Origin of the sequence: Kandleria sp., assembly GCF_017934775.1 — a bacterium.
GTDB lineage: Bacteria > Bacillota_I > Bacilli_A > Erysipelotrichales > Coprobacillaceae > Kandleria > Kandleria vitulina.
The window spans coordinates 1-20,283 of record NZ_JAGBIX010000040.1; the positions used below are offsets into that span (position 1 = coordinate 1).

19 protein-coding genes, 1 tRNA gene and 1 other annotated feature are annotated in these 20,283 nt (G+C 35.6%); of the genes, 1 reads left to right on the forward strand and 19 read right to left on the reverse strand.

Annotation, left to right across the window (positions count from 1 at the left end):
- Positions 1 to 35 precede the first annotated feature (35 nt).
- The 6 genes from J6L95_RS04660 to J6L95_RS04685 all read right to left on the reverse strand — a co-directional run bounded on the left by J6L95_RS04660 (position 36) and on the right by J6L95_RS04685 (position 6,500).
- Positions 36 to 112: transfer RNA gene (locus tag J6L95_RS04660), tRNA-Arg, on the reverse strand.
- A gap of 66 nt (positions 113 to 178) precedes the next feature.
- Positions 179 to 643 carry a metallophosphoesterase family protein gene (locus J6L95_RS04665; protein ID WP_029071195.1) on the reverse strand — a complete coding sequence of 155 codons (465 nt, stop codon included), beginning with the start codon at positions 641 to 643 and terminating at the stop codon, positions 179 to 181.
- Between the two features lie 2 nt (positions 644 to 645).
- Entirely contained in the window at positions 646 to 1,794 is a 1,149-nt protein-coding gene (locus J6L95_RS04670; protein ID WP_287458326.1) for a M15 family metallopeptidase, read from the reverse strand.
- 32 nt (positions 1,795 to 1,826) lie between these two features.
- Entirely contained in the window at positions 1,827 to 3,611 is a 1,785-nt protein-coding gene (gene uvrC, locus J6L95_RS04675; RefSeq protein ID WP_287458327.1) for an excinuclease ABC subunit UvrC, read from the reverse strand.
- Positions 3,611 to 5,908: an endonuclease MutS2 gene (locus tag J6L95_RS04680; protein WP_287458328.1), complete on the reverse strand. Its 2,298-nt coding sequence runs from the start codon at positions 5,906 to 5,908 to the stop codon at positions 3,611 to 3,613. The genes uvrC and J6L95_RS04680 overlap by 1 nt, the downstream gene beginning before the upstream one ends.
- Before the next feature lie 13 nt (positions 5,909 to 5,921).
- Positions 5,922 to 6,500, reverse strand: coding sequence for a CvpA family protein (locus J6L95_RS04685; protein WP_029071192.1), 579 nt, complete (start codon positions 6,498 to 6,500; stop codon positions 5,922 to 5,924).
- 91 nt (positions 6,501 to 6,591) lie between these two features.
- Between J6L95_RS04685 and J6L95_RS04690 the strand changes: the two genes are divergently transcribed.
- Positions 6,592 to 7,497: a ribonuclease HIII gene (locus tag J6L95_RS04690; protein ID WP_029073076.1), complete on the forward strand. Its 906-nt coding sequence runs from the start codon at positions 6,592 to 6,594 to the stop codon at positions 7,495 to 7,497.
- Positions 7,498 to 7,527: 30 nt separating this feature from the next.
- Here the strand turns inward: J6L95_RS04690 and J6L95_RS04695 are convergent, their stop codons facing one another.
- The 13 genes from J6L95_RS04695 to J6L95_RS04755 all read right to left on the reverse strand — a co-directional run bounded on the left by J6L95_RS04695 (position 7,528) and on the right by J6L95_RS04755 (position 20,013).
- Positions 7,528 to 7,992, reverse strand: a complete 465-nt coding sequence (locus tag J6L95_RS04695; RefSeq protein WP_287458329.1) for a deoxycytidylate deaminase — start codon at positions 7,990 to 7,992, stop codon at positions 7,528 to 7,530.
- Positions 7,982 to 8,905, reverse strand: a complete 924-nt coding sequence (locus J6L95_RS04700) for an RluA family pseudouridine synthase (protein WP_287458330.1) — start codon at positions 8,903 to 8,905, stop codon at positions 7,982 to 7,984. The genes J6L95_RS04695 and J6L95_RS04700 overlap by 11 nt, the downstream gene beginning before the upstream one ends.
- Positions 8,875 to 9,366, reverse strand: coding sequence for a signal peptidase II (gene lspA, locus J6L95_RS04705; RefSeq protein WP_287458331.1), 492 nt, complete (start codon positions 9,364 to 9,366; stop codon positions 8,875 to 8,877). Before lspA ends, J6L95_RS04700 begins: the two co-directional genes overlap by 31 nt.
- A gap of 67 nt (positions 9,367 to 9,433) precedes the next feature.
- Entirely contained in the window at positions 9,434 to 10,105 is a 672-nt protein-coding gene (gene trhA, locus J6L95_RS04710) for a PAQR family membrane homeostasis protein TrhA (protein ID WP_107318300.1), read from the reverse strand.
- A gap of 114 nt (positions 10,106 to 10,219) precedes the next feature.
- Positions 10,220 to 11,095 (reverse strand): EamA family transporter, encoded by an 876-nt coding sequence (locus J6L95_RS04715; RefSeq protein WP_287458332.1) that lies wholly within the window; start codon positions 11,093 to 11,095, stop codon positions 10,220 to 10,222.
- Between the two features lie 72 nt (positions 11,096 to 11,167).
- On the reverse strand, positions 11,168 to 12,478 hold the full coding sequence (locus tag J6L95_RS04720) for an alpha-amylase family glycosyl hydrolase (protein WP_287458333.1): 1,311 nt from the start codon (positions 12,476 to 12,478) through the stop codon (positions 11,168 to 11,170).
- A gap of 78 nt (positions 12,479 to 12,556) precedes the next feature.
- Entirely contained in the window at positions 12,557 to 13,048 is a 492-nt protein-coding gene (locus J6L95_RS04725) for a hypothetical protein (protein ID WP_287458334.1), read from the reverse strand.
- 27 nt (positions 13,049 to 13,075) lie between these two features.
- On the reverse strand, positions 13,076 to 14,365 hold the full coding sequence (locus J6L95_RS04730) for a D-alanyl-D-alanine carboxypeptidase family protein (protein ID WP_287458335.1): 1,290 nt from the start codon (positions 14,363 to 14,365) through the stop codon (positions 13,076 to 13,078).
- 151 nt (positions 14,366 to 14,516) lie between these two features.
- Positions 14,517 to 15,299, reverse strand: a complete 783-nt coding sequence (locus J6L95_RS04735; RefSeq protein ID WP_287458336.1) for a PhzF family phenazine biosynthesis protein — start codon at positions 15,297 to 15,299, stop codon at positions 14,517 to 14,519.
- An 89-nt stretch (positions 15,300 to 15,388) separates the two neighbouring features.
- Positions 15,389 to 18,127: an isoleucine--tRNA ligase gene (gene ileS / locus J6L95_RS04740; protein ID WP_287458337.1), complete on the reverse strand. Its 2,739-nt coding sequence runs from the start codon at positions 18,125 to 18,127 to the stop codon at positions 15,389 to 15,391.
- A 39-nt stretch (positions 18,128 to 18,166) separates the two neighbouring features.
- Positions 18,167 to 18,368: a binding site (T-box leader), on the reverse strand.
- Complete coding sequence (locus tag J6L95_RS04745; RefSeq protein WP_029071181.1) at positions 18,336 to 18,782, reverse strand: DivIVA domain-containing protein; 447 nt, start codon at positions 18,780 to 18,782, stop codon at positions 18,336 to 18,338. Its footprint overlaps the feature before it by 33 nt.
- 14 nt (positions 18,783 to 18,796) lie before the next feature.
- Positions 18,797 to 19,543 carry a YlmH family RNA-binding protein gene (locus J6L95_RS04750; RefSeq protein ID WP_287458338.1) on the reverse strand — a complete coding sequence of 249 codons (747 nt, stop codon included), beginning with the start codon at positions 19,541 to 19,543 and terminating at the stop codon, positions 18,797 to 18,799.
- A 35-nt stretch (positions 19,544 to 19,578) separates the two neighbouring features.
- Positions 19,579 to 20,013: a cell division protein SepF gene (locus tag J6L95_RS04755; protein ID WP_029071179.1), complete on the reverse strand. Its 435-nt coding sequence runs from the start codon at positions 20,011 to 20,013 to the stop codon at positions 19,579 to 19,581.
- Positions 20,014 to 20,283: the final 270 nt, after the last annotated feature.

Genomic DNA, 20,283 nt, shown 5'->3' on the forward strand with positions numbered 1-20,283 from the left:
AAGAAAAAAACACCCCGAAGGGTGTATATTTCAGATGGCGTCCACTGAGGGATTCGAACCCCCGACCGCACGCTTAGAAGGCGTGTGCTCTATCCAGCTGAGCTAAGTAGACTTCTTATGTCCTTCCCGGACTGCTCACATAATATAACATAGGCGCCATCATAATGCAAGAACTTTTTTAAAGTTCTTTGAATTCATAAGAAAGATTTTTTCCATCTACATAAATCACAGCATACCCACGGGCAGAACCGCCTCTAGGCAATGTAGTAGAACCTGGATTCAAGAATTGATAATCACCAATCTTGGCATAGTGAGGAATATGAGAATGTCCTGACAACATGACATCACATCTATATTTCTTAAGATCGACCATCATCAAGTTTTCTCTTTTAAAATAGCCATAGAACTGACCATGTGTCACAAGGAATGTCAATCCTTCAGCCTTGAACTTCGCAAAGCGAGGAAGATCAAGTGTCCAGTCATTATTGCCCTGTACACAAATATAGCCATTTAAAAATCTTTTATCACTTGTTTCGCTATCTCCACAATGAACATAGTAATCAGCATCACTTTCTAACTCCCTGATCCATTCCATAGCGTAATCATCACCATGATTATCAGACATAACGACTATTTTTTTCATAACTACTCCTCACTTTCCTCTTGGTAATTCTCAAGTACCTTATTTTGTTCATGAAGCTTTTTAGCAAGCTTCACTCCTACAAAACGATAAACATGCGCATCATAAGCATGCCCTGTCTTATCAGCGTGCTCACTTGGATAACGCAATACAAAACCATATTTATAGGCATTCTCTTTTAGCCATGATGAAACTTTGGTTTCATCAAAGCTTCCATAATCAACATAGCGATCAGTAAATGACAGCGTCAACCCCAGCTGATATTCACTGTGCCCCTTCTCTTCATCTGAGAGACTTGCATATTTTGTATAAGCTTTATAAATAACCAGACGACTGTTGATAGTCTTATCAGCTTTGCACATTTCTGTAAGCTTTTTATACGCATCAGAGCGAAGATACATGGCATATCTATAACGCTTGATATCCTGAATTAGTACAAGATCATCTGGTACATAGGAACCAATATAGCGTGATGCATTAAGATACATAGAAAGTGCATTAGGCTTTCTTATTAATGTCATGCCTGTATTTTCTGCCTGTGTCATCAGCTGCTTAAGACTGTTTTTCTTATAGACTGAAACAACATCAGTCATAAATGAAACAATATCACTTTCATTAAGGCCTCGTTTTGTAAGAGCTTCTCTATAATTGTTAAGATCATCTACATACGAAGCATCATCGTTGCCATATAGCGGTCTTAATAAAGCATATAGATTGATATCTTCACTATTGAAATCATCATTGTTTATATAGCCATATTCCAAATCATCTTCAATAAGCGTCTGCGCAATCGCATAATTATTAGAACTAAAATTTTTAGCTATCTTTTTTTGAAGATCATTTCCTATTGTTAATAAAGTATTATTGTCATTGTATCTACCTGTATCTTTTAGAAGATTATAAATACGATAGTTTCTTAGATCAAACTGATCATATTCTACATAATCAAAAAAAGCAGTAAGCGGAATCTGATTTTGAACCAGGTAATTCTGTTCACTTTCAGATAAATACTGTTCAATTATCGCTCTCTTATCATTATCAATGCCTTTTACACGATAAAAACGGTCATACTTCCGATTGATTGTAAAAAAGGCGCCAATAAATAAAGCAATGATAAAAATAAAAAGCAAACTTGTCTGAAATGTTTTTTTCATGAAATCACCTACTTTATTATATAGCACCTTTATCATTTTTCAATGTCTTCCTCTTGATGCAATACATCATAAAGAGACTTTGCGACTTGAGTTGGAACAACTTCTTCAAGCTGTGCGAGTGTTGCTTCTCTCATTTTCTTGACACTCTTGAAACGATTGAGCAGTTTCTTTCGACGAACTTCTCCGATACCTTCTACCTGATCTAGAATTGATGTAAATAATGATTTAGATCTCACCTGTCTATGGAAAGTAATCGCATAGCGATGGACTTCATCCTGCATTCTCGTTAACAGGAAGAACAACTGACTTTTGCGGTCAATAGGAACACGTGTGCCGTTTTCATCAATCAGCATGGCAGTAGAATGTTTATCATCTTTCTGGAGTCCACAAATTGTGACGGGGACATGCAAGGCATCAATGACTTCCTTGGCCGCATGAATTTGACCAATGCCCCCATCGACAATGATCATATCCGCCATTTCCTTGCCTTCCATAAGATTGCGGTAGTAACGACGATAGATAACTTCTTTCATGGACTTGTAGTCATCTGCACCTTCCACTGTCTTGATCTTGAATTTACGATAGTCTTTCTTAGATGGCAATCCATCTCTAAAGACAACCATCCCAGCAACCGCATAAGCTCCCTGGATATTGGAGTTATCGTAAAGCTCAATCATATGTGGCGTATTGATATTTAACAGACGTCCTAGCTCTTCAACAGCACGAATAGTCTTTTCTTCATTGCGTTCTTTTAAAATAAACTTCTTATCCAATGTTTCCTTGGCATTCTTATTAGCCATCTCTACAAGTTTCTTCTTATTTCCTCTCTGGGGCTGAAGAATCTTGCATTCAAGAATATCCTGTACTAAAGAAATATCCATTTCACTTGGCAACAGTAACTCTTTAGGAAGATTATTGGATTGATAATATGTAACAAGAAAACGAATCAGATCTTCTTGTATATCTTCACTTGCAGGAACAAGATCAAACTCTCTAGAAAGCAGTTTGCCTTCTCTCATAAAGAATAGATTTACACTCAAATATCCCTTGTTGACATAGTAGCCAAGAATATCTCGATCCTTGTGATCGTTCATCATGACATTTTGTGAACTTAGGACATACTTGATTGACTCTATCAGATTACGATATTCAAGAGCCTGTTCAAACTTCAGTGCTTCACTTGCGACAGTCATCTTTTCAGTTAATTCATTGATCTTGTCTTCTACATGACCCTGCATAAAATCAATGACTTCTTTACGTAAAGCATCATTCATTTCATCGGTAACCTCATTGATGCAAGGTGCAAGACATTGTCCTAATGAATAATAAAGACACGGATCACTAGGAATATGCTTGCATTTTCTTAATGGATAAAGTCGCTGCAATAATTTATAAGTATTTCTAGCTGCAGTGGCATCAGGGTAAGGTCCAAAATGTTTAGCTTTTTTATCCTTTGCATTTCGTACAATCATTAAACGAGGGTGTTTCTCATTTGTGAGCTTGATATATGGATAATATGTATTATCCATAAACATGATGTTATATTCAGGAGCATAATCTTTAATAAGATTGATTTCTAGAAGCAGTGCTTCTTTTTCACTTTCAGTGACAATGTAATCAAAGTCATGAATGTGTTCAACCAGTTTGGTCGTCTTGTAATTATGTACCCCTGTAAAATAAGAAGAAACCCTGTTCTTTAGTTTCTTTGCTTTTCCAACATAGATGACTTTCCCCTTCTTGTCTTTCATAAGATAACAACCAGGAGAAAGCGGCAATAAAGCGAGTTTCTTCTTAATATAATCGATATTAGGATTCATTATTTAAAATGTACCAGCGTAGCACCTAATCCACCTTCATTAGGTCCACCATCAGTAAAATGATCCACAAATGATTTTCGTTTTAATAATTGTCTAACACCTTTTCTTAATGCACCAGTACCCATACCGTGAATGATACGAATAGAAGGATAACCGAGCATAAGAGCATCATCAATAAATTTATCCACGGTTTCCATCGCTTCATTATAGCGCATGCCAATAACGTTTACTTCATATGAACCTGTCTTTTTCACATGTGTTCTTGTAGAAGCTTTCTTCTTTACTGGCTTCTTTTTGCCGTGAAGATAAGTAAGTTCCGTATTCTTAATCTTGATAGGCAATCCACTTAAGGAGACAGTCACTTCTCCATTCTTGCCAATACGGACAACTTCCCCTTCTCTGTTCATTGAATCCACACGTACCTGATCACCGATTGCAAAGACATGCGTCTGTACTTTTTCTTTCTTCTTTTCTTTGAACTTAAGCTCTTCTAGATCATGTTTAGCTGCAATAACTTCATGATCCTTGAGTGTTCCTTTTTGACGAAGTTCCTTAACCACTTCATCAATCATAGCTTTAGATTCATCTAATACTTTATTGGCATCATCTCTAGCCTTCTTGAGAATCTGTTCCTTCTCTTTTTTAGCACCTGCCAATTGTCTTTCATATTTATCAAGAAGAAGCTTAGTTTCTTTTTCATCTTTTAATAGCTGTTCTTCTTTTTCTTTAATAGCACTTTCTCGCTTTTGAAGATCTTCCATCAGACGTTCTTCTTTGCTGATAGATTCTTCCTTATAGCGTTGACCTTCCTGAATAATATCTTCATCAAGACCTAATGACTGTGCAATTTCAAATGCGTAGCTTAACCCTAATGTATGAAGCTTCAACTTATAAGTCGGTTTCATGCTCTCTAGATCAAAGCCTACAGAGGCAAGATCAATATCAGGATGAAGTTCTCCAAATGTCTTCAATTCTCCATAATGGGTACTGATAAGAATTGTACAGCCTTTCTTAAGAAGCGCTGAAATAATTGCCTTAGCTAATGCTGCCCCTTCTCTTGGATCGGTACCTGAACCAATTTCATCAATAAGAACAAGCGAATGGGAACCAGCCTGTCTTGTGATTTCAATAAGACGTTTCATATGAGAAGAATATGTCGATAACGACTGTTCTATGGACTGTTCATCGCCAACATCCACATAGACTTCATCATAGAATGGAACTTGTGCATCTATACAAGGAACCATCATACCTGATAGTGCCATTAATGATAAAAGACCCGCTGTCTTTAATGTTACTGTCTTACCACCGGTATTTGAACCTGTAATCATCAGCATCTGATTGTCCAAGATGATATCATTGGCAACAACTTTCTCTTGATCGATAAGCGGATGACGTGCGCCCTTAAGCATTAAAGTCGCACTGCCAACTTCTGGTTTAACACAATCATATTCCACACCAAAGCGTGCTTTTGCAAAGATGAAATCCAATGTGTTCATAATCTCCTGATCATAGGAAAGATGAATCTTTACTCTTCTTACATAACGTGAAAGAGAATAAAGAATACGATGGATTTCTTCCTGTTCATCACTCTTTAATACATTTAATTCATTGTTCATTGCCACAACACGTTCAGGTTCAATGAAATGTGTCTGCCCTGTTGCACTTGTCGCATGTACAATACCTTTAAACTGATGACTCTGATTCGCCTTGACTGGCAAAACGAGATGATTGTTTTTCGTAGTCAGATTATCCATGCTTAAGACATCTTTATTATCTTTAAGATAGCTTTCCATCTGTTTACGAATACGATCATTTAATGAATGTATCTGTCTTCTAATACGATAAAGTTCAGGACTCGCATGATCACTGATGCTTAAATCAGGTTCAATACAGCGTTCTATTTCATCTGCTAAATGATCATCACCATGAAGACCTTCTACTAAATCTCTTAAATAGACATACTCATCCTCATAAGATGAGAAATAGCTATGGAGAGATCTCACATTGCGAAGTACCAGGAAGACATCCCATAACTCTTCACTTGAAAGTGTCCCATCCATTTCAGCTTTCTTTAAAGCCATAGTAATATTTCGTGTATGTGATAAAGGAAGACGACCTAAAAGACGATGTACCAACATCGCCTCTTGCACTCTTTCAAGTTCTTCCTTAAGTTCAGCATGATCCTCATACATTCTTAAATCTTTTACTCTGAGTTTCGCATCTTCGCTGACGCAGTAAGACTTTAAAAGATCAAGAATAACAGGATATTCTAATGTTTCATAATTATCTTTCATAAAACTTCACTTTCTATTTTTTATATTGATCAATGAAAGAATGTGTGTTCTTTTCTACAAGATGACGCACATATCCTTCGAAATCTTGTCTGTAAAGCGGATATATTTCTACAATCCCCTTAGCAAGCATCGTATTGTTTAAAACATCCTTATAAGAAGAAAAAGCAAACAATGATGTCAATACAAGATAAGCAAGCACAAATGTCTTTACAAAACTTAAGGCTGCTCCAATAATGCCACTCGTTACTTTTGTGATTGTAAACTTTTCTCCTAATTTCTTAAAGAATGGTTTTAAGACACCACCAATAATCTTTTTTAGGATAAAAAGAATCAGCAATAATATAAAGAACCAGACAATACGATTGATGACAGGCGTAGTAAATGAAGAAATAAGATTAGCTTCTCCTTTATACAACGCCACCTTTTCACTCAATGTTCCAGATAAAATAAAGGACAGGATGAAAACAAGAATTGTACTGATAAAATCATATAATCTTGCGAAGAAACCCTGTCTATATCCTCTTATTACTGCAACAATAAATACTAATAAAATACAAAAATCTACAATATAAGATGTACTTAATCTATTCATATCTTTATCACCAAAAATTATTATATCAAACTAAATTTATACTGTCAAAAAATGAAAATTTGTGCTAGAATTATTGTTGAGGTGAGATTGTGTGGAACCAATATGTTTCGGAATAACAAAAAGTACTTTAAAAAAAATGAATAAATATTATGATAGTCAGATGATTTCGAACGCGGATGAACACATACTCTTAAATGCCCAGGCAATTGGCTGTGAGATTGCGGTTGATGATCAGTTGAACGCAACTTTTACAGGCCAGAATGCAATTCATGAAGCAAAACGATGGAACAAGAAGATTGCTCAAAGAATTGAAAAAGCAAAAAATTCCGATGCTCTTTGTCAAGTCCATCATATTGGCGCTGCAGAAACCGGATCAGCAGATTATATCGGACCATTATGCGTAGTTGCATGTTATGTTCCTCAGGAATATGTTAAAACTATTAATGATTTCGGTATTGATGATGTAAACGCCTTATCAAATCAAGAAATCATCGACTATGCAAAAACAATCAAGGGACATATTATCTCTTCATTACTTGTTTTAGATAATTCTCATTATAATAAAATGATCAAGAGTGGTATTAATCAAGCTAATATTAGATCACGTCTCTTTAACCAGTCCATTGTTAATGTATTACAGAAAGCTAAAACTAATGTTGAATTTAAGGTTATCAATCAATTTGTTTCTCCTAAGACATACTTCAATTATTTAAAGAATGAAGTCATTGTTGTTAAGGATCTTATGTTTGAAACAGATGCTGATTGTAAATATGCTGCAGTGCTGGCTGCAGAGATTATTTCTAGATATGCCTATCTTCAATATTTTGCAAGTATGGCAAATAGTCTTAAGATCCCTCTTGAAAGAGGAAGCGGTACAAACGTTGATCAGATTGTTGCTCAGATTGCCAACAAATATGGAGAAAAGATTCTGACTAAAGTTGTTAAACAGAACTTTGCCAATACTAAACGAGTAAAAGCAATTCTTGAAAACAAATAACACCTATGCGTAAAGCATAGGTGTTTTCTTTTATATTTTAACATCAAATTTATCAATCTTGCGATAAGTGACATGCGCTACATCTAGCATACGCTTAGCAGCACGGTCACTTTCACTGCCGCTGTATTTATCATCTTCATAGATGATTTCCTTGATTCCACTTTGAATGATTGCTTTTGTACATTCATGACAAGGGAAAAGTGACACATAGATGCGGCATCCCTTTAGCTTTTGAATAGAGTTTAGAATAGCATTAAGTTCAGCATGAACAACATAAGGATATTTCGTATCATAAAGTTGCCCTTCTCTGCTTTCCCATGGAAAAAGATCATCTTCACAGCCACGAGGCAAACCATTGTAGCCGACACCGACAATACGGTTGTCTTCATTGACAATGCAAGCTCCTACCTGAGTATTAGGATCTTTTGATCGATATGCAGAGAGCTTGGCTACTCCCATGAAATATTCATCCCAGCTGATAATTCTATGACTCATATCCTCCACCTCTTAATTCATTGATTTTTTCTTTAAAATAATCAGGTAATTCACTTTCAAAATAAAGTTCTTCTTTAGTAATTGGATGTGTAAAACCTAAAATCTTGGCATGCAAGAACTGACCATGACTCTGATCATCATGACGATAGCTATATTTTGGATCACCATAGACAGGATGACCAATATATTGCATATGTACACGAATCTGATGTGTACGTCCTGTTTCAAGACGGCACTCTACAAGTGTCATATCATCAAAACGTTCAAGTACTCTAAAGTTTGTAATAGCATCCTTAGAGTTATGTGCAGTAACACACATGCTCTGACGATCTTTTGGATCACGTCCAATTGGTGCTACAATACGTCCCTTGTTATGGTTGATGACACCATGAACCAATGCCACGTAACGTCTTGTCACGCTATGTTCCTGAAGCTGAGCAGATAATCCCTGATGTGAAGCATCATTTTTAGCAACCATCAAAAGACCACTTGTCTCCTTGTCAATACGATGCACAATACCTGGTCTATTGACACCATTGATGCCAGATAAATCTTTGCAATGATATAAAAGTGCATTGACTAAAGTTCCGCTATAGATTCCTGCAGAAGGATGAACAATCATTCCAGATGGCTTATTTACCACGATTACATCATGGTCTTCATAAACAATATCCAATGGAATATCTTCAGGCTTGATTTCAGTATCTACAGGATCAGGGATAGTAACTTCAATAACATCCCCTTCTTCAATCTTGTAGCTGGCTTTAACAGCTTCACCATTGACTAGCACATTGCCATTCTTGATCCAGTTCTGTACATTCGTACGAGAAACATCTTCAAGATGGGACATAAGAACCTTATCTAGACGCGTCTTTACTTCTTCTAGACTTGTTTTGATTGTTTGTATTTCCATAATTTAAACTCCTCAATAATAATCTCCAGCAAGAGACATCCCATACCAATGACAACCCCCATATCGGCTACATTGAATACTGGAAAGTCATATCCTAAAATAATGAAATCCAGGAAATCTCTTACGTAAAACAATGTCACACGATCAAATAGATTGCCTAACAATCCCGCGAAAACAAGTGTAAGTCCCCAACGAGAAAGAGCACTTTTGCTTTTTACGAAATAATAGATAATAGCGATTGCGGCAATAAGAGTAATAGGATAGAAGATTTCTGTATGCCCAGAAAAAATTCCCCATGCTGCTCCAGTATTCTTAACATAAGTTATCGAGAAAAAATTCTTGATGAGTACATGGCTTTCTCCTTGTTTCATCGCATGCTGAATAAAATTTTTGGTATAAAGATCTAACGCCAATACAAGAACAAGCAGTGTGGCGTGTATCAATAATATTCTTTTCTTCATTATGACATTCCTTTCACTGCCATATTATACCTATAAAAATGAAAAAACTCAATTCAATGAATCGAGTTTAAAGAACATATAGAATAATACATAAAAAATGAAGTAAAGATCCAAGCAAAATCCATAGATGCCAGATGCTGTGCATGTACTTCTTTCTCATCTTGTAGAACACCGTACCAATAGTATAAGAAAGACCACCTAGTACCAATAGATAAATACCGTTCATTCCTACTGTTGAAGGAAGAAGATTAAACTTAAAGACAATACACCATCCTAATATCAGATAACATGCCATACTAAATTTTTCGAAACTTTTAATATCAATGGCATTTAACGTAATGCCTAGCACCGTTACTGACCAGACGATTCCAAAAAGAATCCAGGCCCACATTGGTGAAGCCAAACGAATAGCACAAAGAAGTACTGGTGTATAAGTTCCTGCAATCAGTACAAAGATTGAACAATGGTCCATGATCTGAAAAACGCGTTTAGCAATCTTGAGATTTGGTGAAAGGCCATGATAGATGGAACTCATTGTATAAAGAAGAATCATAGAGATACCATAGACAAGACTTGAAGCAATGCCATAGCCATCCCCATATAGTGCTGACTTCACTAGACAAAGGACAAGTACGCCGATGGCGAACACTGCACCAACGATATGCGTGACCATATTAAAAATTTCCTCACCTCTCGTATAGAAAGGCAATTCACGATCGAGTAGTTTTGTACGTTTCATATTTATCACCCCATCAATAAGGTATCATATAAGCATATCAATGTCAATTTATCTAGTATTAAAAACTAGATATTATCATATTTAAAATAAAAAGAGCGCTTATTTCCATAAGAATTAAGCACTCTTTCTTATATATTGAGGCATAGGCATAACTAAAACAATAACCGAAAGCAATATCAGCAAAATACCACACATTTCTACTAAAGATAGTACTTCACCTTGGAAAATCGCCCCAATCAATAAACCGGTAATAGGTTCAAAGGTACTAAACATAGACGCCTTGATTTCTCCACAAAGAAGAAGTCCTTTCTGAAAGAGCATCAATGCCAATGTAGTCGCAAGAAGTCCCATAAGAATCTGTACAAGCCAACCTTCTAGGCTAAAAGATAAAGTAAATTGACCCTGCATAAAGGCAATGCCTCCAATCTCAATAGCAGAAAACAAGGAAACCCAGAAGGCAGTGACAAGCGAAGACAGATGCTTCAATTGACTTCTTCCTAACATAACAATGTAAATAGCGTAGATAAATCCTGAAAAGATTGCTATACCATTTCCTAATAATGAAGAATGAGAAGAAGGAGAATAAAGCAGGACAAGTCCCCCACCAGCTAGACTAGCGCATATCAGCTGTCTAATTGTAATTGTCTTTTTAATAAAAAACATCATTAACATGACAATGATCGGATAAGTAAAATGCAATGTTGTTGCAGTACCACCATCAATGTAGTTATAAGATAAATATAAGAATATCGGTGTCAATGCATAAGGTACACTAAGTTTCATAAAAGTATATAGTTCATTTCTTTTTATGACAAACAGTTTCTTTCTTCCCCATAATAAAAGAAAAAGACTACCAAATGCAAAACGAAGAAAAGCAACCATATAGGCATTACTATTATGTGAGTAAGCAATCCTAGCAAGCAGTGGCATCATGCCAAATAAAACGGAAGAAAGAATAATGTAGAATATACCTTTGCTTTTTTGTACCATATTAACCTCCAGTTAGGACATGGTAACATATATATTAAAAAAAAATCAAGACCCGATTACGGGCCTTGACTCTTAATGTTCAGTTAACCAATATGAAATACTTAATGGTGGAAGTTCACTACCAGCACCAAAATCATGAATATCTCCAGTCAGAAGATCTTTTCCAGTACCGCTGTTAGCATTGAAATGTGCAGTGAAAGGTGCATCATCAATATTCAATGCAACAATGATACGTTCTCCTTCTGCCTCTCTTTCAAACACATACTGCTTATTCGTTAATAGAAGCTCTTTAAAAGTCCCCTTCTGTAAAGCAGGATGCGTACTTCTAGCAGCAATCATTTTAGCAATTGTTTCACTTAATTCATTAGAAACAGGCTCATCAATAGCCGGTCTCAAATCATCATCAGGCTGACCTGGAATCTTCTTTCCTTCAATGCCCCATTCAGAGCCATAGTAGATACAAGGAATACCAGGAATTGCAAGCTGCAAACCAAATGCTAATGGAATCTTTCGTGCATCTTCTAGCTTAGAGGCAATACGATCAACATCGTGATTATCTAGGAATGTCCATAATGAGTATCCGCGATACATCTCAAACATATTTCTCTTTAATGTATGCGCAATTTCAAACATATTCAATGAATTAAATGAAGACCATAATCCCTTATATCCAGGATAGTCAGTAATGCTGTCAAGCTTACCTTCTGTAAACATGTCCCCCGCATTATCACCTAGCACTTCTCCTAGCATAAAGAAATCATCTTTAAGAGAACGTGCATAATCTGAAATCATGCCCATAAACCATCTTGGCAATAAATAAGCAACATCAAGTCTGATGCCATCTATATCATAATAAGTAATCCAATAATGAATGACATCTTTGATATAATCCTGTACTTCAGGATTATAAAGATTAAGCTTAACTAATTCATAATGACCTTCCCATCCTTCATAATAAAGGTTATCACCATAAGCTGAATTGCCATTAAAATCAATGTGGAACCAGTCTTTATAACGACTGTTTTCACGATGTTCAAGCACATCCTTAAAGGCAAAGAACCCTCTTCCGACATGATTAAAAACGCCATCCAACACTACACGAATACCGTGTTTATGATAATTTTCTACAACGGCCTTAAAATCTTCATTTGTTCCAAGACGTTCATCCAACAATTTATAATCACGAGTATCATATCCATGTCGATCACTTGAACAAAGTGGATTAAGATAGACACCCTTGATACCAAGCTTTTCAAGATAAGGGGCGAAAGTATTGAGCTTTAAGATACGATGTTCTCCCTCTTCTAATCCATCATTAGATGAAGGTGCTCCCACCATATTTAAAGTATACATCTGATAAAACACTGTTTCTTCAAACCACATAAGTTTTCCTCCTTCAATAATATCATTATAAGACATTTTGAAACGAGGGTAAATGAAAAGTCCCCTTTAGGGACTTTTCTATAGATAAAGCATTAATAAATAGACTAATGCATATATGATTGTAAGAATTAACAATTGACGAACATCACATTCTTCAGACTTGAAATAAGCATAATACCCATAACTAGCAATCATTACCCCTGCAAGACGAAGCAATGATAACGAATAGATGGACATAGGTACATAAGAAAGTCCTGCTAATTCAATAAATAACAATATACTCCATGATAAAAGCAGATAAGGATTCTTTTTCTTCTTCATGATTGCATAAATAAATCCTATAAAACCTGCTAAAAGAACAACTCCCGATAAGATGAAGGCACTAGCCATAAACTGTTTTGAAAAGAAGGATAAGAATACATATACACTTGCACATGTCAGTATGCTATCAAATAAGAACAGTGGATAGATATAAATCTTGGGGATCTTTCTTTTTATAAGTTCATACGTAAGCATAATAAATGCCAACACGATACACAATAGAATCTGTCCATTACGTAATAATTCCATAATTTCTATAAAAGGAGGTAGTATCAACTACGCTCCTTTTCTCCTCTCTCTATATTTTTGATATCTTTTCTTTCTTTTATGTTTTCTTATTCTTAATAATATCGCAAGTACAATAAGTATAGCCAAGACGACAAGTACACGTTTGAGGACATAAATGAATAATGTCTTATAATCAAAGAGAATAGTACGATCAGCTTTTACTGTTTCACTATATAATGTCTGCCCATCAGAAGAAACAATGATCTTGCCAAGAACATCGCCCTTATTGACTGGTGCCTGTAATACATTCTTTCCTTTAAAGGAAACCTTAACCGCACCAGCAAAATTCTTATCCAATAACAGACTTACATCACGACTTGTCTTAATCTTATATGATGTGATTTCACCAAAACGGATTTTTATTGTATTAACAAGTTCATTCTTTTTCATGATCTTGACATTCTTAGTCTGATCTTTCACATTGCCAACGAGTACATTATGATCAAGAACAGCGCAACCTGCAGAGAAACGGGCAACTCCAAATTTTGTAGAGAACGCCTTAGCAGTAGTTGTGATGATCTCATGACCATTAACCTTAGCCAATGACACAAGACAATGTCCAGCAATGCTTGTATAACCGCTCTTAGCTCCTAAAAGTTCAGATCGCGCAGCAGCGTGAGCCTTGACTCTTGTACGTGTCAACGTATTCATCATACGAATACGCTTATCTGTTGTCGTATAGTAATTATCTCCTGTAAAGATACTTCTGAAGATCTTATTTTGAAGTGCTGCTTTCAAAAGCACAGAAATATCTTTACATGTTGTATAATGCTTATCATCATGCAACCCTGTAGAAGTAACAAAATGAGAATCCTTCATGCCAAGTGCCTTAGCATCCTGATTCATCAGTTTGACAAAATTCTTTTCAGAACCAGCAATCAATCTTCCAAGCGCCCAGCATGCATCCGCTCCTGATGGATATAGCGCACCATATAACAGATCCTTATATGTCAGTTTTTCTCCAGCGACAAAGCCAGCACTAGAAGCATCCTGCTCATAGACATGAGCTACATCTTCCTGATCAATTGTGACTGACTCATTGATATCTTTTATTCGCTTACAAGCAGAATAGACTGTAAGTACCTTTGTCATTGATGCTGGAAACATACGCTCCTCTCCCTTATGATCATAGAGCACCTTATCGCCCGTATTATCATAAACATACGCATATTCAGAATACAGATTATTTGTATTCACATTCACTTTGGCATTTACAGGAATGATACATCCCATCACCATCAGCAACGATGTGAATAGCCCAATAAATTTATATTTCATGTTCCCTATCTCCTTAAATGTGATTCTCTTTTTTGTTCCCCTTTTATTAATAAAAAAGTGGCTTAACACCCTAAAAATTACTATATCATAAAATAGTAATTATCTCCATACTTAAATGGTAATCTACTTTTTTGTATATAATTAAAATACCCTACATCTTTGCCAAAATTTCAGATACAGCCACAACACACGCTTCTCCGCTGATCGCTATTCTGCCATTGCCAAGCAGTTCGCAGTGAAGAAATCCCCCACGCTTTGAAGCCTGATAAGCATCAATTTCCTTCTTGTCCAATTGTCTTGCCCAATAATCTGCAATCTGGCAATGTGCCGACCCACAGACCGGATCTTCAGCTATCCCGAGTTTAGGTGCAAAACTTCTCGATACACAATCGACCTCGCGTCCAGCAGCTGTCACATTCTGAATTCTCCCTTCAAGTTTCATAAGCAATTGGAAATCAGGTTTCATGGTTCTTATGATATCTTCATTTTCAAATACACAAACCAGGTCAAGTCCAAGTACGGCCTTAATCGGTCTAACTCCAAAAGCAGCTTCCATCTCATCACTCACTGGGATACTCTTCAACTCATAGGTAGGAAAATCCATTTCATAAAGATCACCCTTACGATGAACAATCAGTTCACCACTCAAAGTATTAGAACGTACTTCACTGCTTTCTTTCTCATAATAATTTAAGATCACAAAAGAAGATGCCAATGTGGCATGGCCACAAAGCTCAACTTCTGTTTCTGGTGTAAACCATCTAAGATGATACCCCTCTGATTCCCTCACAATAAAAGCTGTCTCTGAAAGATTATTTTCCATGGCCAATTTCTTCATAAACACTTCATCAGGCCAGCACTCCATCACACAGACGGCTGCAGGATTTCCTGAAAAAGGTTTATTTGTAAATGTATCAACAATATATTGTTTCATCGTATTACCATCCCTATCTTAATAGATTGTTTATTTTATTTAATATAACATAAAAAGCAGCCATTCATAAAGAATAGCTGCTTTCAACATTATTTCATTGCTTCAGCACAACGTGGACACAATCCATCTACTAATTCATCTTCTTCATAGTAGTTCCAGCATCTTGGACACTGTGTACCAGCAAATTTTTCAGCTTTAACAAATGAAGTTTCATATTCATCTAAGCCTTCAGTATCTGCAGTCAATACAACACGAGCAACGATGAAGAACTGTTTCATAGAATCCTGTAAAGATACTAGCTCCTTATATTCATCTTTAAGAGCAATTGTCACTTTAGCTTCCATGTTAGACTTGATAATCTTATCAGCTCTTAATGTTTCTAATGCTTTCATTACATCATCTCTAAGAGCTAAGAAACGAGTGAATTTTTCTACGATTGCTTCTTCGTTTTCTACTTCAAATAAAGTAGGTGCTGCTTCTAGGAAGATAGATTCTTCCTTGTGATCATCACAGTTCCAATGATCATGAAGTTCTTCTGCAGTAAAGACAAGGATTGGTGAAATTAATTTCATCATTGTCTTAGCATGATGATAAAGAACAGTCTGAATCTGTCTTCTTCTTGTATCATTGAACTTATTACAGTAAAGCACATCTTTAGTGAAGTCCATGTAATAAGAACTTAATAAGTTAGTGAAGTAGTTTGTGATAGACTGTACAGCATCTGCAAAGTTGTAATGATCCATTGCAACTTTGTAGTCTTTCATCAATTCATTTAATTTAGCAAGCATGAACTGATCTACTTCTTCTAGATCCTTAATAGCTACAACATCAGCTGATGTGAAGTCATTTAAGTTACCTAATAAGAAACGCATTGTATTTCTGATTTTTCTATAGTTATCAGAGATACCTTTCATGATTTCTTTAGAGATACGTACATCTGACTGATAATCTACTGATGCAGCCCATAATCTAAGGATATCTGCACCATATTGGTTAACAACCTTAACTGGATCAACTGTGTTACCTAAAGATTTAGACATCTTATTTCCCTTGCCATCTAATACGAAACCATGAGAAAGAACTGTCTTATATGGAGCCTGTCCATGAGCAGCTGTTCCAACAATTAATGAAGAGTTGAACCAGCCTCTATACTGGTCAGATCCTTCAAAATAAAGATCAGCTGGATATCCTAATCCTCTTTCAATTAACACACCTGTATGTGATGATCCTGAATCGAACCATACATCCATGATATCTTTTTCTTTCTTGAAGATACCATTTGGAGAATGTTCATTTGTGTAACCTTCAGGTAATAAGTCTTTTTCATCTCTTTCAAACCAAACGTTTGAACCATATTCTCTGAATAATTCTGAGATATGATCAAAGACTTCTTTTTCCATGATTGGCGTACCATCTTCACAATAGAAGATAGGAATTGGTACACCCCAAGTTCTCTGTCTAGAAATACACCAGTCCTGACGATCTCTGATCATGTTATGGATTCTTACCTGACCCCATTCATTTAACCATTCAACCTTGTTGTCGATTTCATCTAATAACTTATCTCTAATTTTATCAATTGAGCAGAACCACTGATCAGTTGCTCTAAAGATAATAGGTTTCTTAGTTCTCCAATCATGAGGATAACTATGTGTAATGAATGTTAAGTTTAATAACATTCCTAATTCATCCAATTTCATAGTAACTGTCTTGTTGGCATCATCTACATACTGACCAGCAAGCCATTCACCACAGTCTTCCATCATACGACCATGTGCATCAACATTGACGTAAACTGGAAGATTATATTTCTTACAAATATTAAAATCGTCTTCCCCGAAACCAGAAGCTGTATGAACACATCCAGTACCTGATTCAGTTGTTACATGATCACCATTGATAACCAATGATTCTCTTTCAGGATAAAGTGGATGAACACATGTCATGTATTCTAATTCTTTACCAGTAAATGTCTTAAGTACTTCTTTTTCTTTTAACTTGAATGTTTCCCAAAGACTATCTACTAATTCTTCAAGAACAATCAAGTTACCTTTTTCAGACTTAACTAATGCATAAGTATAATCTGGGTTTAAGCAGATTGCTAAGTTAGCAGGAATTGTCCAAGGAGTAGTTGTCCAGATAACGAAATAGTTATCATCTCCTTCTAATAATCCCTTAGAATCTTTAACTTTAAATTTAACATAGATAGTTGGAGATTTAACATCATGATATTCAACTTCTGCTTCAGCTAAAGCTGATTCTGAAGATGGAGACCAGTAAACTGGCTTTAATCCCTTAAAAATTAATCCATCTAAAGCCATCTTTCCAAATACTTCGATCTGTCTTGCTTCAAATTCTTTATTTAAAGTTAAATATGGATGCTTGTAGTCAGCAAATGTACCAACACGGTAACACTGTTCCATCTGCTTTTCTACCTGTTTTAATGCATATTCATAACATTTTTCTCTAAATGCAGCAGTAGACATAGATTTACGATCTACCCCTAATTTCTGAATAGCATTTTCAATTGGAAGACCATGTGTATCCCAACCTGGAATATAAGGAACATAGTATCCTTCCATTCCTTTATGTCTTAAGATAATATCCTTAATAATCTTATTAAGCATATGACCAACATGCATATTTCCATTTGCATAAGGAGGGCCATCATGGAACACAAAGTGTTCTTTTCCTTCGTTCATTTTAACAACTTTTTCATACATGTTTGTATCTTGCCATCTTTGAACATACTTAGGTTCTTTAGTTGGCAATTTACCACGCATTTCAAAGTCAGTCTTTGGCATTAATAATGTGTTCTTGTAATCCATTTTCCTTCTCCTTCTTATAAATAAAAAAGTCCTTTTCTAGAAAAGGACGTTCTTAACGCGGTACCACCTTTATTCATATCAAAAGATATGCGCTTAAAATCTTAACGCGATCAACGGCTCTCCCTAACTACTCAGGAGGCTACTCAAGAGTGATTCGTCTAAAATAGTCACTTCACCGTTTTCACCAACCACGGCTTCTCTGTAAGCTCTATTCAAGACCTGTCTCTGTCTTCGTATTTTCTTCTTCCTTAATTAAACTAAAAATTTCTGATTTGTCAATAGTATCAATCAATTCTTTGCTTAAGTTTACAACTTCAGCACGGAAATCAATGGCATCATCCTTGAAACCATTCACTTCTTTATCAAGACCTCTGACATATTCCATAGATTCCTTAAGAATCATATTCGCATTTTTCTTTGCTTTAGTAATCAGATCACTAGCCTCTTTCAAGGCAAGTCTGGCAATTTCTTCATTTGTTTTCTCGGTAATAGTGTTTTGTGAAATCAGTTTATTATTTTCTTCTTTGAGCGCTTCAATCTGTTTATGAAGATCATCGATTTCATGTTCTTTTTCTTCAAGTTCAGTTGTTAAGCTTTCAATGTCTTCATTGACTTCATCAATATTATATCCCCTAAATTGTTTGCTATAAGCCACTCTTTTCTCACCTCTCACAAATAAAATAATCCTTCTACAACTTGATTATTTTGTCTTGTTACACGATCTGTAACAACAAGTTTAACTCGCCCATGTCTTCTAAACGAGATTATATCGCTATTATTACATAAATAGTCGATAAGTTCAATATTTTTGTGGTTGACTTTCACCTCTCCAGCTCTAATGGCATCAGCGGCTTTTTGCCTTGAAAGATGAAACAATGCACTTATTATTTTATCGAGTCTTAAGCTTGAAACTACAAACTCTTTTTTTCTAAACGTGTTTTCTATGGCTATAGAAAAATCTTCTTCTACAAGATTAACTGTAAATCTTTTTATCTTTTTAAGATTTTGCCTAATATACTCCGCATTCTCACTTGCGCAGCTAAAAGCTAATGGGTTCTTGCATATATCCCCAATGCATTCTCTTTCAAGTCCAAGATTCATCAATGCCCCAAGGACATCCTTATGTTCCAATACACCAAACTTTTCAGGATATTCAACCCTAAAAACCTTAATCTTGAAATCATCTGGTTCAATCTCATAAAAAGATGGACAGATAATTAGTCTTTTGTTTTCACAGTTTATAAATCCACCTTCTTCATATACTGCAGCATCAGCACCAATTACTGATCTCACAACATTCTGAAGATGCGGATCGAGGAACTTTGTCAGTACTATCTTATATTTATCGACAGCCTGTGTTTTATAATCTAGTACTTTACGAACAAATTCCTCGTCTCCCTTGAAATGTTCTAACATAAAAAGGAAAGTATTAGCATAAATCAGCTAATACTTTAGTTATTTGAGACTTCTTCGTCATCAAGAGAAATATTGCCGCTAACCGCAATATTCTTTGGTGTACATAAGAAAATCTTTGGACCAATCTGCTGAATATCTCCGTCAATAGCGTAAATTACTCCGCTTAAGAAATCAATAACTCTCTTAGACTGTTCTTTCTGTAAACGATGTAAATTTACAACGGCAGCTTTCTTCTGTTTTAAATATAAAGCGATGTCCTGTGTTTCACTATATGATCTTGGTTCAAAAAGAACGAGGTTGCTGTCTTTATTGGCATTTAATTTATTGACAACTTCACTTGTACGTGCAGATTTTGCTTTTTCAAAAAGACTTGTTTTATTTTCTTCTTCTTCGTCTTCTACCATTTCTTCATCGAAATCATCAAAATCTTCATATTCGTCTTCAAAAAACCACTTTCTTACTTTGTCCATGAAGGTTCCTCCTTAAATATTCTTTAATAATTATATCATAATTTTACCTAGTTTCAAATATTATGTCACATATTGATGTTTTACTTTCTTCTTGATTTCTCTATCAAATAATTCCCTATTACATAAACAATGTGAACTACCACCCACCTAAAGGTAGGTGGCTTCTAAGAACCTGACGGTTCTATTTAAGAAGTTTGATATTTAAGTTTCCACCCGACAAGTCAGGCAATCCTTATTCTTACAGGCGTGTCCACTTCGCCTCTACCGTAT